The following is a 15,558-nucleotide window of genomic DNA, read 5'->3' on the forward strand; positions in this document are numbered from 1 at the left end:
ATTCACTTCCCTGCATGACCATTCAAATCCGTTCGCTCCGATTCAAGATTGCTCTGTTTTTTATAGCTGCAAGCGCATGCCTGGCAAGCGCAGAAGCAGCAAAACCCTTGAAAAACAAAGTTTCCGCCGGAACCGGGCAGTCGCAGGGGCCGCTGTACGCCACCCGCGAGGACGCGATGCACTTTGCCGACGACCTGGCCAGCCGACGCAACCTCGACCCCGCGTGGGTGCGGCAAGCCATCGGCCAGTCGCGTTTCAACCCGACCGTGTCGCGGCTGATGCAGCCGCCGACGAAAACTTTCGTGAAAAACTGGCGCGCCTACCGTAGCCGCTTCATCGACCCGGTCCGGATACGCGCCGGTGTCGATTTCTGGCAGGCCAACCGCAGCAGCCTGGCGCGCGCCGAAGCCGACTACGGTGTTCCGGCCGAGATCATCGTCGGCATCATCGGCGTTGAAACCATCTACGGCCGCAACACCGGCAGCTTCCGGGTGATGGATTCACTGGCCACGCTGGCCTTCGACTTTCCCGCCAGCCATGCGCGCGCGAAGGAGCGCAGCGACTATTTCAAGGGCGAGATCGAGCAGTTCCTGGCGATGCAAAGCCGCCGCAACGCCGATCCTTTTAAGCCCCTGGGCAGCTATGCCGGCGCAATGGGCATGCCGCAGTTCATGCCCTCCAGCCAGGCCAGGCACGCGGTGGACTTCGACGGCGACGGCACCATCGACCTGTGGAACAGCCCGGCCGACGTGATCGGCTCGGTCGCCAGCTATTTCAAGGCCTACGGCTGGCAGCCCGGCATGCCGACGCACTACCCGGTCAGTTTTGACGCGTCCCGCCTGGACATGGACGCGCTGATGGCGCCCGACATCCTGCCGACCTTCGGCGTTCCCAGCTTCATGGCCAAGGGCGCGGTGCTCGAAGGCCCGGCGCTGGAACACCAAGGCCCGCTGGCGCTGGTCGAGCTGCTCAACGGCCCGGACGCACCAAGCTACGTGGCCGGCACCGAAAATTTTTATGTCATCACGCGCTACAACTGGAGCAGCTATTACGCGCTGTCGGTGATTGAGCTGGGGCGCGAAGTGGCGCAGGCCATGGGCAACGGCAACGGCAACGGCAACGGGCGCTAGCGTTTGAAGCCTGCTGTCGACAACGGCAAGGGATCACGGATTTCCGTCCGCGCCGGGGTTGGAAGATTTGGCAGGTGCCACGGGCCACCTTCAACGGGACGCCCCTTGGTCTTGAAAAAACAGAAAAACAGTGCGTTTGCGCAATACCGACAAGCACAAGCAGCTATTCAAACGATAGCGGGCATGCGCGACGCGCCTGAAGCAGCCCATCGGGCCATGCCCACCGTGTCATTCCGCCAGCCGCACCTGACCGGCCAGTTCCGCAACAATTTCCAGCGCCAGCAGCCGGTCAAGCGCTTCATCCGTGCGCGCTTGTGCTTCGGCCGGGATGCGCGTCATGCCCAGCAGCCGGCACACCGACCGGGCCACATCCTGCCGGGACGCGGCGCCGGCCTGTTGCAGCACATGGTGGGCCAGCGCTGAAATCTCTTCCAGGCAGACTTCGTCGATGCGCCGGCGTGTCAGCTCGTCGCCAGCATCGGCAATGCGCAGGCGCTCCCACGCGCTGATGTCCGATCCGGCAGGCCAGTAGAAAATTTCATCCCCCTCGATGGTGCGAACCATGCGGTCAGGCACCAGCCCCCTGAGACGCTCGACCACCCGCGCGCCGCACCGCTCCAGCCCCCAGGCGCGGGCAACCCGGCGAAACAGCTTGCCTTCGGTGACCGGCCCTTCGCCGTCGATGACCCGCGTCAGGTGCTCGACCAGGACTTCCGATGCGTCCGGTGCATGGAACAGCAAAGGGTCGCCGGCAGGCAACAGGGCGTGGCGGTAGATTTCCAGCGCTTCGCCCGGACCGGCCAGCGCATGCGCTTGTGCACCTGCTTCGTGGACCTGGACCGCTTCCCCGGCAACTTCGGGCGGCGCAGGGGCGTGTGCATGGGCTTGAGCATCGGCGTGTTCATCCGGCAGGTCCGGTTCCGCCTCGACGACAACCGGCTCCGGCATGGCACCCTGTGCCCCGGTGGCCTGTGCTGTCTGCCTTAAATCTGGCAGCGCCTGAATCGCCTGGAGCCGCTGGCTGATCTTTTCCATCTCGCCTTCGGGGTCGAGCCACCAGTCGGTGGACCAGATGCGCAGGATGGTCCAGCCCAGGTTTTCCAGCACATACTGGCGCAGCCGGTCGCGGTCGCGCGCGCTGGCCGCCGAATGGTAGGCGGCGCCGTCGCATTCGATGCCGGCCAGGTAGCGGCCCGGCGCGCGCGGGTCGACCACGCCGATGTCCAGCCGGTAGCCCGAGCAGCCGACCTGCGGATGCACCTCCCAGCCCTGGCTGCGCAGCAGCCGGATCACCGCCACCTCGAACGGGCTGTCGGGCTCGCGGCCCGTCGGCAGGCTCTGGCTGGCCAGTGCGCGGTAACCCTGGATGGCGAATTCCAGGTAATGCTTCAGGTCGCGTACCCCGGCGGCGCGCACGCGGGCCAGGTCGATCTGCCCGGGCAGCAGGGTGCTGTAGATGACGACGGCTTCGCGCGCCCGCGAAATCGCCACATTCAGCCGGCGCTGGCCGCCCTCGCCGTTCAAGGGCCCGAAGTTCATCATCGTCTTGCCGGCGGCGTCGGTGCCGTAGGTGATCGAGAAAAAGACCACGTCGCGCTCGTCGCCCTGCACGTTTTCCAGGTTCTTGATGAACAGCGGCTCGCTGGCACGCGCTGCGATCGCCCGGTCAAGTTCGGGGTGGCTGCGGCGCCTGGCATCGAGCAGCGTCTCGATCAGCTGCTGCTGGGTCTGGTTGAAGGTCACCACACCAAGCGTCAGCTGCTTTTTTTCCGGTGCCAGGTAATGCGCGCTGATGCCTTCGACAATCGCGTCAGCTTCAGCCCGGTTGGTGCGGCTGCCGCCCCGGTCGTACACGCCATGGACATGCTCGAAGCGCACCGCGCTGTCGTGGGTGACCGGCGAGGGAAAGGTGACCAGGCTGGACGCGTAGTAGTTGACATTGCTGAAGGTGATCAGGCTTTCGTGGCGGCTTCGGTAGTGCCACTGCAGGCTCAGGCGGTTCATGCCGGCGCCCAGGCATTCGTCCAGAATGCTTTCCAGGTCTTCGACCTGTTCGTCGCCCGCGCCGCCGCCGTCGGGGTCGCTGGACTTGCTGAAAAAGCTGGTCGGCGGGAGCTGTTTGGGGTCGCCCACCACCACCAGCTGCCGGCCCCGGGCAATGGCGCCAATCGCGTCCCAGACCGGAATTTGCGAGGCCTCGTCAAACACCACCAGGTCGAAGGGCGCATAACCGGCGTCCAAGTACTGCGCCACCGACAGCGGCGACATCAGCAAACAAGGTTTGAGCCTAGGCAGCAGTGTCGGCAAGCCGTGCACCAGCTGGCGCACCGGCATCTGCCGGCGCTGCTTTTGCAGCTCGCGCCGCAGCCGGCCCAGTTCACTGTCGGGGCCGACGGCATCGCCGGAAATCGACGGAATGCGGCCCGACAGGGTGGCGACGATGTACTGCGCCGTCAGCGTCTGGAAACGGGCGTCAAGTTCGCGGAACTCGCGGATCTTGCGTGCCTGGTCGGCACTGGAAAAGCCGCGCAGCAGCGGGTCCTGGTCGATGGTCCGTTTGAGCCACCAGTTGCGGTAGCTGTAGTTGAAATGCGACACAACATCGGTTAGCGGCACGGCCCCGCTTTCAAGGCGACTGACCAGCGCCTGCAGGCCCTGGTCGATGGCCTGGCCGCGAACGTTGCGCCACAGGCACCAGGGCTGGAGCTGCCGGCGGCTGGCTTGCCAGGCACCCAGCACGCCCTGGATTCGCGCCAGCGCGGCGCCGGCACCCACCGGGCCTTGCAAGGGTTCGACTAGCTGCGCCAGCGCGGCCAGGGCTTCGAGTTGCTGGCTGAATTCACGCCAGGCGTTCCGGTATGCCAGCAAGGCAGCACCGGCAGCGCCACTGGCGGACAAGGCCGCACGGCCATCGGACACCAGCGGTGCCAGCGCCTGGTGCAAGGGCGCGAGCCGTGCCAGATCAGCGCCCGCCACCCGCGTGACCGCATCGCCGAACTGCTTCGCCCACTGCTCATGGCCGGCCAGGCTGGCCCAGTCGGTCGCCAAGCCGGCATACGATTCCTGCAGCAGCGCCTCGGCGTCTGGCTGCATCGCGCGCAGCGCCCGGTCTTCCTCGTTCAGCGCCGCCAGCGGCGCCAGCAGCGCCTGCACATCGGTATCCAGCGGCCGCTGGCCGTCGCGGCGAAAGCCGCTCAGGCGGCCGGTGATGGCGCGCTGCGCCAACATCGACTTGGGCCACCAATCGGAACGGGCCTGCGCCCATTGCGCTTGCAGCTCGGTGGCATCGAGCGTGGCGACCTGCTCCGTCCAGCCGAGGCCGACCTGCTGCCAATGCCGGTTGCGCGCCAGGCCATGCTGCGCCAGCGCATGTACCCGGGCGCGGGTGCCCGGCTCGTGCGCCTGGCCGGCCAGCCCGGCGGGCACATTGGGCGCCTGCAGCAGCACATCGGCCAGCTCGTCCAGCGCGGCATGTGCCTGCAGGCTCAGGCCGACTGCGGGCTGTCCGGTCAGCACTTCAAATCCAGAAGATTTTTCCTGCAGCGACACACATGCAGCATCCAGCGACCGGGCAGCGCCCAGCAGTTCATCCTGCCAGGAAGGCGACCAGTCGGTCTGGCCGATGAGGGCCAGCGGATGCGCCTGAAGCGTTTGTAACGCGCCGGCCAGCGAGGCCATGCGCCGGACGGTTTCCTCCAGCCGGTCCAGCGCCGCCCGGTCGTGCGTCAGCGGGTCGCTCCACGGCATGCTTGAGGCCTCCTGGCCGGTGTGCGCAATGCAGATGCCGGTCGCCTCAAAAACAGTGAAGCCATTGGGGTATTCGCGGTGCAGCGAATCGACCAGCCCGTTGAGCGACTGGCGCATCTGCCCCAGCCGGTCGGCCTCGCGCGCCCAGTCATCGGCCGTGCGCTGGGCATTGATGGCCAGCGATTGGCCGAGTTGCTGGAGCACGTCGGTCTTGCGCGCTTTGGATGAATGCAGTTCCAGGCAGAACGGACCCAGCCCGATGCTGCTCAAGCGCCGGTGCACCACCTCCAGCGCGGCCATTTTTTCCGAGACAAACAGCACCGTCTTGCCCCTGGCCAGGCTGTGCGCGATGAGGTTGGTGATGGTCTGGCTCTTGCCCGTGCCGGGCGGGCCTTCGAGCACCAGGTCGCGGCCTGCATCGACCGCACAGATCGCCTTGAGCTGCGACGAGTCGGCCAGCAAAGGCGCCAGGATGTCCTGCGGGCGATGGGTGGCGTCGAGCCGGTCGAATTCGCCAGGCGTGCCTTCGCGCGGAAAAGCCTCGCCGGGCTTGTCGATCAAATGCCTGACGACCCGGTTTTGCCTGAGCTGCTCGGTGCGGTCCTGCAGGTCTTTCCACATCAGGTACTTGGTGAACGAAAAAATGCCCAGGTGCGCCTGTTCCAGCACTTCCCACTGGGCAATGTCGCGCACCGCCAGCCGGAACGATTGCAGCACTTGTGCCACGTCAATGCCCTTGTCGTCCGACGGCACCGACTCCAGGCCGGCGACCTTCAGCTCGAAGCTGGTTTTCAGCAGGTGCAGCAACGTCGGGTTGACGATGGCCTCGTCGTCATGGCGCGTCAATCGAAAGCCGCTGCGCACCGACTGGCGCTGCAGCGTGACCGGGATCAACAGCAGCGGCGCGAGGTGCACCGCCTCGGCATTGTCGGCTTCGGTCCAGCGCAACAGGCCAATCGCCAGGTAAAGCGTGTTGGCACCGCCCTCTTCCAGCCCGGTGCGGGCGGCGCTGTAGACGGCCAGCAGGTTGCCGTCCAGCGCGTCCTTCGTGGCCCGGGCCAGCAATTCGCGGTTGCCCAGCGCCTCCAGCGCCATGTCGTCCAGCGGCGTACTGCCTGCGCGCTGCGTATGCACCTGCGCCATGCGTGGGTCGGTGCCTTCCATCAGTTCGGGCAGCGGCCGGATCCTGAATTCGGCGCCGTCGGCCAGCGCGTCTTCCAGCCGGGCCAGGTCGGGCGCGACGAACTGCAGCGTGGCCTTGGTCGGCTTGAAGTTGAGCAAGCGGTTGCGCAATGTCAGGTCGAGCAGCCGCGATTTCCAGGTTGACAGCCGGCCCTCGGGCGTGTCGTCTGCGCGCACGTTGAGCGGCGCCAGCGAATCGGCGTCGAGCGACGGCAGCAGCGGCATCGCTTCAATGGCCGCTGGCGCAGGCTCTGGCAGCGCCTCGCCCGGTACGGCGGGAAGCGCGCGCGACGGCAGCGGCTTGATCTGCGCCTCGCGGGCGCGGTGAATGTCCACGGCATAGCGAAAGCTGGCGTCTTCGAGCAACTGGGCATGGCCCTGCGCCATGGCGACCCGCAGCGAGGGCCGCTGGCTGGCGTGCCGGGCCACGCCGGTGGTTTCAAATACCAGCAACTCACCGCTGTCGACACGCTTGCGAATGGCCTGCACATCATCGACCAGCACATCGGCAAAAGACGCCAGGTGCAGCCAGACGCCGACCCAGGCATGGCCTTCCTTGACCAGGATGACCGGTCGAAGGCCGGCCTGCTCCAGGCACGAGGCAAACAGCATCGCCAGGTCCAGGCAGGTGGCGACGCGCGCCTCCAGGATGCGGTCGGGCGTGCGGATTTTCTGGCCATCGCTGCCAAAGGAAGCCGGCGGCAGGGCATATTGCAGGTTTTCCGCCGCAATCGTGCTGTAGAGGCTGGACACCTGTTTCCAGACCACATCGCGGCTTTTCGCCTGGTAGCCGTTCATCGACAGCTCGGGATGGCTGGCGCGCAGCAGCCGGGACGCCTTGCCGATCAGGCCATCGACCGCCGGATGATTGGGCATGCAAAACGCCGCCAGCAGTTCGGGCAGCGCGCGCGTTCCGGCCCACTGGTCATAGGCCAGCACCTGGACAGGCTGGCTGACGCTGGCCAGTTCCTGGCTGCCGGCGGTGGCCACCACCCGGATGGACGCGTTGACCGACTCTTTCAGGTCAGCCAGAAAATCATGGTCGGGGAGCAGGTCCAGCGGCGAGATGCGCCGGGTTTCGCTGACGGCCAGCTTGTCGAAACGCAGTGTCAGGCCGCGGGCAAAGGCGGGGCTGCATGAAATCGTCACTTCGAGTTGCCCGATCTCTTCTGGCTGCAGGTTGGTCAGGCGCAACGCGCGCACCACCGGCACGGCATTCTGGATCGCGGCGTACCCGGTCGTGGGGTCGGCCTCGATGTCGATCCGGATTTTTGTTTCAGGGGCGGCGGCGGGCACGGGCGCCATCGCGCCGTCCATGGCCTGGGGTTCGTTCTGCAAATAACGCATCAAGACTCGACTTTTCGGGGAATTTTTGGCGGGGCGAATGCCCGATTTCAGGGGCAGCCCACAGGCATGGAGGACAGCAGAATTATGCGGTGAGTTGTCCTGTGAAACTGGATGCGCCAGATGCAACGGGATGAAACACAAGCCGATAGTGCATGGATTTTGCCGCGGTACGATGCTTGCGCGCTCCCGCCAAGAATTCAATCACCAAGCCAAAGGAAATCCCATGTTCAAAGCCCTGCTGCTGACCAAAACCCCTGAAGGCACGACGCTTGCCGACGTGGCATCGCTTGACGAGGCGCAGTTGCCCGAAGGCGAGGTGCTCGTCAACGTGGCGTATTCGACCGTCAACTACAAGGACGCATTGGCCGTCACCGGCCAGTCGCCGGTGGTGCGCAAGTTCCCGATGGTGCCGGGCATTGACCTGGCCGGCACGGTGGCCGAAAGCCTGGATGCGCGTTTCAAGCCGGGTGACGCGGTATTGCTCAACGGCTGGGGCGTCGGCGAAGGCCACTGGGGCGGCCTGGCCGAAAAGGCACGGGTCAAGGCCGACTGGCTGGTGCCGATGCCCGCAGGCATGGATGCGCGCCAGGCCATGGCCATCGGTACGGCCGGCTACACGGCGATGCTGTGCGTCATGGCCTTGCAGGACCGGGGCATCACGCCGGCGGCTGGCCCGGTGCTGGTCACCGGCGCAAACGGCGGCGTCGGCAGCATTGCCATCGCGCTGCTCGCCCGCCTGGGCTTTGAAGTGCATGCCTCGACCGGCCGGATGGGCGAGGCCGACCACCTGAAGCAACTCGGCGCCACCGAACTGATCGACCGCGCCACCTTAAGCGCGCCGGGCAAGCCCCTGCAAAAGGAACGCTGGGCCGCCGCCGTGGACAGCGTGGGCAGTCACACGCTGGCGAACATCTGCGCCAGTCTGAAATACGGCGGCACCGTGGCGGCGTGTGGTCTGGCACAGGGCATGGATTTTCCGGCCAGCGTGGCGCCCTTCATTTTGCGAAGCATCACGCTGGCTGGCATTGACAGCGTGCAAGCGCCCATGGCCAAACGCCTGACGGCCTGGGAACGGCTGGCGCGCGAATTGCCTGCCGATGTGCTTGAAGCCAATACCGAAACCATCGCACTGGAAACAGTGGCTGCGCTGGCACCGCGCCTGCTGGCGGGCCAGGTGCGCGGCCGGGTGCGGGTTGATCTGGCCGCTTGACGGCCTGGCCAAGCCAGCCCGCGCTGTCGGTTGTTGACACCAGGTATCAGCTGCTGGCACCGCCATCCGTTTTCCATCTGAAGCAGCAGTGCCGAGCGGTGATTCGCGGCAAGGTCAGGCTCAGACCGGCTCAATGGTGATGCTGACGGTCATCGACTCCTCGCCGCCGCCGTGCCGCACGCCCTTGATGGGCGGGCAGGCGCTGTAGTCGGTGCCCATTGCCAGGCGCACATGGCGCTCGTCAATCACGCAGCGGTGGGTCACGTCAATGCTGACCCAGCGCCGACCGGCCACGTCCAGGCAGACATCGGCCCAGGCATGGCTGGCCAGGTCGGGCTCGTTGGCGGCGTAAAAATAGCCGCTGACGTAGCGCGCCGGAATCCCCAGGCTGCGGCAGATGGCCACCATCACATGCGCCTGGTCCTGGCACACGCCGGCACCGGCCTCGAACGCCTGCAATGCTGTGGTGGTAACAGTAGTACTATTTTTTTGATAGCTGACAACGCCCGCCACACCTGCGGCCAAGGCCAAAATCGCTTGCAAATCGGCTGTTCCGTCAAGTGCCGGGGATGCGATGAAGCGGCGGCCGAACTCGGCCAGGCGCGGATGCGGCCGGGCCAGTGGCGACTCGCGCAGGTAAAGCTGCGGCAGCGGCATGCCTTGCCCGTCGGTGAATTCGGCAACGCCGAGGGTCTCCACCACGCCGGCGGCGTTCACCAGGCTCCAGCGCACGTTGTCGGTCAGTTCGCCGACAAAGGTATAGGAGTGGATGCTGTTGCCAAAGGCGTCGGTCTGGGCAAACAGTTCCTCGGGCGCGCCCAGGCTCCAGAAGTCCACGGTTTGCGCCGGCCCGCTCAAAGGCGTGAGCCACAGCGTCTGCAGGGCATAGCGCAGGGGCTCGGTGTAGCGGTAGTCGGTGGTGTGCTTGATGTGCAGCTTCATGGCAAGGCCTTTGCAGGAATCGCGGCCGGCACCGTGCTCAGCGCGTTCAACGCGTCACCGGAACCAGGAACTCCCGGCTGATGTGCGCGCCGAGTTCGTTCACGCGGTCCAGGAATTGCATCAGGAAGGCATGCAGGCCGGCCGACAAAATTTCGTCGATGCGGGCGTACTGCAGGTCCGAGCGCAGTTTGCCGGCGCGGCGCTGGGTTTCGCTGAGCGGGTCGCTGGTGACCATCGACAGGTTGGTGATCAGCTCGTTCAGGCAGGCCAGCAGCGAGCGCGGCATGTCCGGGCGCAGGATCAGCAACTCGGCCACCCGCTCGGGCTTGATCACGTCGCGGTAGACCTTGCGGTAAACCTCGAAGGCCGAGACGCTGCGCAAAATCGCGCTCCAGTGGTAAAAATCGTGCTCTTGCTCCTCCTCGCCCGCCACGGTGGGAAAGTCGCTCTGGATGGCATGGAACTTCACATCGACCAGCCGGGCGGTGTTGTCGGCGCGCTCCAGGAAGGTGCCGACACGCAAGAAATGATAGGCCTCGTCCTGCAGCATGGTGCCGGTGGTCACGCCGCGCGACAGGTGCGAGCGAAACTTGACCCATTCAAAGAACTTGCCCGGGTCCCGCTCGAAATCCCCGGCGCGCAGCATGCGGATGACTTCGAGGTGGGTCTGGTTCTGGGTTTCCCAGACCTCGGTGGTCAGGGTGCCGCGCACCGCACGGGCGTTTTCCCGCGCATTCTTCAGGCAGGACACGATGCTGGACGGGTTTTTCTCGTCCCGCACCATGAAGTCCATGACGTCCTGGGCGGTGATGCTCTCGCCGTAGCGCGCCGCATAGGCGGGCTTGAGCTCGCTGATGCTGAGCAGGCCGCGCCAGCCGGTCTGCACATCGGCGGTGGACTGCGGCAGCAGCGAGGTCTGGTAGTTCACATCGAGCAGGCGGGCGGTATTTTCAGCGCGTTCGGTGTAGCGTGACATCCAGAACAGGTGATCGGCAGTGCGTGACAGCATGTTCAGGTTCCCTCGGCGACAGTGACGGTGACGGATTGCGACTGTGATTGCGACTGCGACGGCGTTTGTGTCTCAGGCGGCAGGAAGGAAGCGCCATCGGCCTCCAGTATCCAGGTGTCCTTGGTGCCGCCGCCCTGCGACGAATTGACCACCAGCGAGCCGTCCTTGAGCGCCACCCGCGTCAGGCCACCGGGGACCATCTGCACGTCCTTGCCGCTCAGCACGAAAGGCCGCAGGTCGATGTGGCGCGGCGCCACGCCGCTTTCGACATAGGTCGGGCAGGTGGACAGGCTCAGCGTCGGCTGGGCAATGTAACCCGACGGATTGGCAATGAGGGCGCGCCGGAAATCCTCGATTTCAGCCTGCGACGCGGCCGGCCCCACCAGCATGCCGTAGCCGCCGGCGCCATGGACTTCCTTGACCACCAGATCCTTGAGGTGGGCCAGGGTGTATTTCAGGTCTTCCGGGTTGCGGCACATGAAGGTCGGGACGTTCTTGAGGATCGGCTTTTCGCCGAGATAGAACTCGATCATCTTCGGCACGTAGGGGTAAATCGACTTGTCGTCGGCGACGCCGGTGCCGATGGCGTTGCAGATGGCGACATTGCCGCTGCGGTAGACGTTGAGCAGGCCGGCGCAGCCGAGCGTTGAATTGGGCCGGAACGCCAGCGGGTCGAGAAAATCGTCGTCAACCCGGCGGTAGATCACATCGACCCGCTTGGGGCCGCGCGTGGTGCGCATGTAGACGAAGTTGTCCTTGACGAACAGGTCCAGGCCCTCGACCAGTTCGACGCCCATCTGCTGGGCCAAAAACGCATGCTCGAAATACGCCGAGTTGTGCATGCCGGGCGTCAGCACGACCACGGTCGGCTCGGCGGTGGCGGGCGGCGCCATGGCGCGCAGGGTTTCCAGCAGCAGGTCGGGGTAGTGCTCGACCGGCGCGACGCGGTTCCTGCTGAACAGTTCGGGGAACAGCCGCATCATCATCTTGCGGTCTTCCAGCATGTAGCTCACGCCGCTGGGCACCCGCAGGTTGTCTTCGAGCACGTAGTATTCCCCCTCGCCCTGGGCGTTGGGCGCGCGAACGATGTCGATGCCGCTGATGTGCGAATAGATGTTGCCCGGCACGTTGACGCCGATCATTTCAGGGCGGAACTGCGAATTCTGGAAAATCTGCTCGGACGGAATGTGGCCGGCCTTGATGATTTCCTGGTCGTGGTAGACATCATGGATGAAGCGGTTGAGCGCGGTGACACGCTGGATCAGGCCCTTTTCCATCGACGCCCATTCGTGCGCCGGAATGATGCGGGGGATCAGGTCGAACGGAATCAGCCGCTCGGCGCCGGAGCCGTCCTCGTCCTTGTCGCCATAAACGGCAAACGTGATGCCGACCCGGCGAAAAATCATTTCTGCCTCGGCGCGGCGCGCCTGCATGACGTCGGATGGCTGCTGTGCCAGCCAGCGCTGATAACCCTGGTAGTGTTTGCGCACGCTGGTCGTGCTGGCATTCATCTCGTCAAACATCGGTGGGCTCATAAGCTTGAATTTCCGTCTGGGTTTGCAATCATTGAATAATTTTTTTATAGCTTAGCAAGTAATGCGCCATGAAAATGTAGGCCAGAAGATATTAAAGACCCTCCCGGGGTTGCCAATAGCGTTTTTGTGCATGCCGCTGGCAGGTGAGATGCGCCGGCTCCCAACTCTGCCAGGTCGCTGCGCCGCACGCAGGCGAGCGCACCAGTCGGATGCCGCGTTCGTCATAGCGCGCCGCCACCACGGCGACCGGATGGCCGAAGCGGTTGCGGTAGCCCGCCTGGGCCAGCGCCAGACGGGGCTGCACCGCGTCGAGGAAGCCGGGGCTTGACGAGGTCTTGCTGCCATGGTGCGGCACCAGCAAGAAGTCGGCTTTCAAGCGGGCCGGATCGCCGGCCACCAGTCGGGCTTCCTGCGGCGCCTCGATGTCGCCGGCCAGCAGGGCCGTCTGCGCGCCATTGGAAATGCGCAGCACACAACTCATGGCGTTGGACTTGTTCGGCACGTCGTAGTCGCCCGCCGCTGGTGCCAGTACTTCGAAATCGACGCCGTCCCAAACCCAGCGCTGGCCGGCGATGCATCGCGTTGACGGGCGCAGTGCCTGAAGTTGATGGCCGTCCTCGATGGAAGACAGCAGCCGGGCCTGCGGCTGCATGGCCAGCACAGCCGGGGCGCCACCGGTGTGGTCGCTGTCGCGGTGGCTGAGCATCAAAATATCGATGCGTTCGCCCAGCGCCCGCAGCAGCGGCACCAGCACCCGGTGGCCGGCATCGCTTTCGCGTGAAAAACGCGGACCGGTGTCGTACAGCAGGCTGTGGCTGGCCGTGCGCACCAGGACGGCATTGCCCTGGCCGATGTCGGCCCCGAGCAATTCAAACTGGCCCGGCGCGACGCGGGCCGGCTGCCAAAGGAGCACCGGCAGCAGCAGCGGAACACCGAGCAGGCGCCAGGGCCAGGGCAGGCGCAGGGCGATCAGCCCGCCGCCCAGCACGCCGGCCAGCGCGCACCACAAAGGGGCTGCGGCGACGCTGACCGAAGCCATCGGCCAGCCGGCCAGCCCCTGCAGACCCCCCGTCAGCAACCCGACCGCCCAGGCAGCCATTTCCCATATTGGTGCATAAATGACACCCAGCAGCGCCAGCGGCGTGACGACCAGCGTGACCCATGGAATGGCGACGGCATTGGCCAGCAGGCCAACCAGCGACACCTGGTTGAACAACAGCAGCGACAGCGGCGTGAGCGCCAGCGTGACGACCCACTGCTCGCGCGCCGTGCGCCACAGGCCATACAACGGCCGGTGCAGCCACCAGGGCAGAAATTTTGAATCTGACAAGGACTCTGCGCTTTGCTGGCCTGCGCCTTCAGCGCGTGAATCGGTAGCAAACAGCACGCCCACGGCGACAAACGACAGCCAGAATCCCGCCTGCAGCAGCGCCCACGGGTCGAGCATGACGACCACCGCCATCGCCAGCAGCCAGGTATGGGCCCACGGCCAGTGCCGGCTGCCCTGGCGCAGCATGACGACCGTGGCGAGCATCCAGATGGTGCGCTGCGCCGGAACGCCCCAACCCGAAAACAGGGCATACAGCGCCGCCAGCAGCAGCCCGCCCAGCGCGCCGGCGCTGCTGGCCGGCAACGCCAGGCACAGCCGGGGCGTCAGCCGCACCGAAGCGCGCCACAGCCTGCCGATGAGCAGCGACGCGACCCAGGCGAACATCGTGATGTGCAGCCCCGAGATGCTCATGAGGTGGGCCACACCGGTGGCGCGAAACACGTCCCAGTCGGCGCGCTCGATGGCGTTCTGGTCGCCGACCACCAGTGCGGCCAGCACGCCAGCCAGTTGCCGGTTGTCCACCTGCCGGTAAATCGCCTCGCGAACCGACTGGCGGGCGCGTTCCACCGGATGGCGCCAGTCGCTGGACAGCCTGAGCGGCGGCGCATCCTGCGGCCCGGCGCGCACATAACCGGTGGCCTGAATGCCCTGCTCCCAAAGCCAGAGCTCGTAGTCGAAGCCATGCGGGTTGCTGTTGCCGTGCGGCGCCTTGAGCCGCACCGTCATCCGCCAGCGCTCGCCGGCGCGCAGCGGCTGCGGCTGGCGCTGCAGGTCGAGCGCCAGTTCGGACGCGTCGCTGCTTTCGACCGACGTGGCTTTGGTATCGCGCGCTGCGAAACCCGAATACCAGCCCAGCATGATCTGCGGCGGCAGCGTCACCGCCCGGCCGTCGAGGCGGGCCGACGCCACCTCCAGGCGAAAGCGCACCGCATCCTCGCCGATCTGCGGCATCGCCATCACCGTGCCGGTCACGTCGATGTCGCGGCCTTCCAACGACGGATTCAGCGCGGTCGCCTGGAAGGCGATGGCCCGCCAGCCGGTCAGGCCAAAGCCCAACAGCAGGGCCATGGAAAACACCAGTACGCCAGCCATCCGGGAAGCCGGGCGTTCAAGGTGCCTTGCCTTGAACGCGTAGCCGCCAGCCGCCAGCACCAGGGCAAATGCCGCCAGCGCGGCATAGCGGTCGGCAGGCCACAGCGCGGACTGCTGCAACTGCCAGGCCACGCCCGCAACCAGACCGGCCAACGCAGGCCCGAAGCCTGCACGGCCGGTGGCAATGGAAGAACGCAAGGAGGTCTTTCTGGACGGGTGGCAGGCACACGCCGGCTTGAAAAACCGGCCCATGGCAGAGCTTACATCGCTTCAAGCGCGCGATTGCAGTGCGTTAATATGCCAAAGCGCCGGGGCCACCAGTGCTTTTTTATTCATAGCATGGCATGCCCGCAACTGTTGCGCAAACACCGTATTTGACTTGTTTCATGTAATTTTCCGGCTTCACAATCCGGACTTTTCCGCGCAGGCGAACATCAGCCCCGTTTTTTCCCTTTACACCCACCCACCACCATGACCACCATGACCACCAGCACCCATCCCGTCCATGCCAAACTCAAGTCCCTGGGCATCACCCTCCCCGAAGTCGCCGCGCCGGCGGCCGCCTACCTGCCCTTCGTGCGCACCGGCAACCTGGTGTTCCTGAGCGGCCATCTGGCCAAGCGTGACGGCCAGGTCATCGCCGGCCAGTTGGGCAAGGACGTGACGACCGAGGAAGGCAAGGCTGCCGCCCGCCTGATCGCCATCGACCTGATGGGCACCCTGCAGGCCGCCGTGGGCGACCTGGGCAAGGTCAGGCGCATCGTCAAGGTCATGAGTCTGGTCAACTCGACCGGCGACTTCACCGAGCACCACTTGGTCACCAACGGCTGCAGCGAACTGCTCGGCGAGGTGTTTGGCGACGCCGGCAAGCATGCCCGCAGCGCATTTGGCGTGGCGCAGATTCCGCTGGGCGCCTGCGTCGAGATCGAACTGATTGCCGAAGTCGATTGACGCAGCGCAAGCCCCGCTGAAATGGCAGCCGGCCGCAGCGTCTGTCGGCTGCTGCCCAGCTTGAAAGCGCACCCCTTGCGGGT

Annotated in this window: 8 protein-coding genes; 3 read left to right on the plus strand and 5 right to left on the minus strand. The window is 65.7% G+C overall.

Annotation, left to right across the window (positions count from 1 at the left end; translation table 11 throughout):
• Window positions 1-14 precede the first annotated feature (14 nt).
• Window positions 15-1,130, plus strand: coding sequence for a lytic murein transglycosylase B (gene mltB, locus IWX85_RS13835; protein WP_196870119.1), 1,116 nt, complete (start codon window positions 15-17; stop codon window positions 1,128-1,130).
• Between the two features lie 228 nt (window positions 1,131-1,358).
• Here mltB and IWX85_RS13840 read toward each other — a convergent pair whose 3' ends face one another.
• Complete coding sequence (locus IWX85_RS13840; protein WP_196870161.1) at window positions 1,359-7,406, minus strand: DUF3320 domain-containing protein; 6,048 nt, start codon at window positions 7,404-7,406, stop codon at window positions 1,359-1,361.
• A gap of 223 nt (window positions 7,407-7,629) precedes the next feature.
• Between IWX85_RS13840 and IWX85_RS13845 the strand changes: the two genes are divergently transcribed.
• The gene (locus IWX85_RS13845) at window positions 7,630-8,616 is read left to right on the plus strand and encodes an MDR family oxidoreductase (protein ID WP_196870120.1); all 987 of its coding nucleotides are present in this window, start codon (window positions 7,630-7,632) and stop codon (window positions 8,614-8,616) included.
• 120 nt (window positions 8,617-8,736) lie between these two features.
• Here IWX85_RS13845 and IWX85_RS13850 read toward each other — a convergent pair whose 3' ends face one another.
• From IWX85_RS13850 to IWX85_RS13865, 4 genes are all read right to left on the minus strand, one after another.
• Window positions 8,737-9,558 carry a transglutaminase family protein gene (locus IWX85_RS13850; RefSeq protein WP_036809890.1) on the minus strand — a complete coding sequence of 274 codons (822 nt, stop codon included), beginning with the start codon at window positions 9,556-9,558 and terminating at the stop codon, window positions 8,737-8,739.
• Between the two features lie 46 nt (window positions 9,559-9,604).
• Window positions 9,605-10,567 (minus strand): alpha-E domain-containing protein, encoded by a 963-nt coding sequence (locus IWX85_RS13855; RefSeq protein ID WP_196870121.1) that lies wholly within the window; start codon window positions 10,565-10,567, stop codon window positions 9,605-9,607.
• Between the two features lie 2 nt (window positions 10,568-10,569).
• Window positions 10,570-12,102 (minus strand): circularly permuted type 2 ATP-grasp protein, encoded by a 1,533-nt coding sequence (locus IWX85_RS13860; protein WP_036809884.1) that lies wholly within the window; start codon window positions 12,100-12,102, stop codon window positions 10,570-10,572.
• Window positions 12,103-12,193: 91 nt separating this feature from the next.
• Window positions 12,194-14,722 (minus strand): DNA internalization-related competence protein ComEC/Rec2, encoded by a 2,529-nt coding sequence (locus IWX85_RS13865; protein ID WP_231379775.1) that lies wholly within the window; start codon window positions 14,720-14,722, stop codon window positions 12,194-12,196.
• 282 nt (window positions 14,723-15,004) lie between these two features.
• Here IWX85_RS13865 and IWX85_RS13870 point away from each other — a divergent pair, with 282 nt between their 5' ends.
• The gene (locus IWX85_RS13870; protein ID WP_036809881.1) at window positions 15,005-15,475 is read left to right on the plus strand and encodes a RidA family protein; all 471 of its coding nucleotides are present in this window, start codon (window positions 15,005-15,007) and stop codon (window positions 15,473-15,475) included.
• Window positions 15,476-15,558: the final 83 nt, after the last annotated feature.

It is taken from the genome of Polaromonas sp. CG_9.11, assembly GCF_015752225.1.
Classification (GTDB): domain Bacteria; phylum Pseudomonadota; class Gammaproteobacteria; order Burkholderiales; family Burkholderiaceae_C; genus Polaromonas.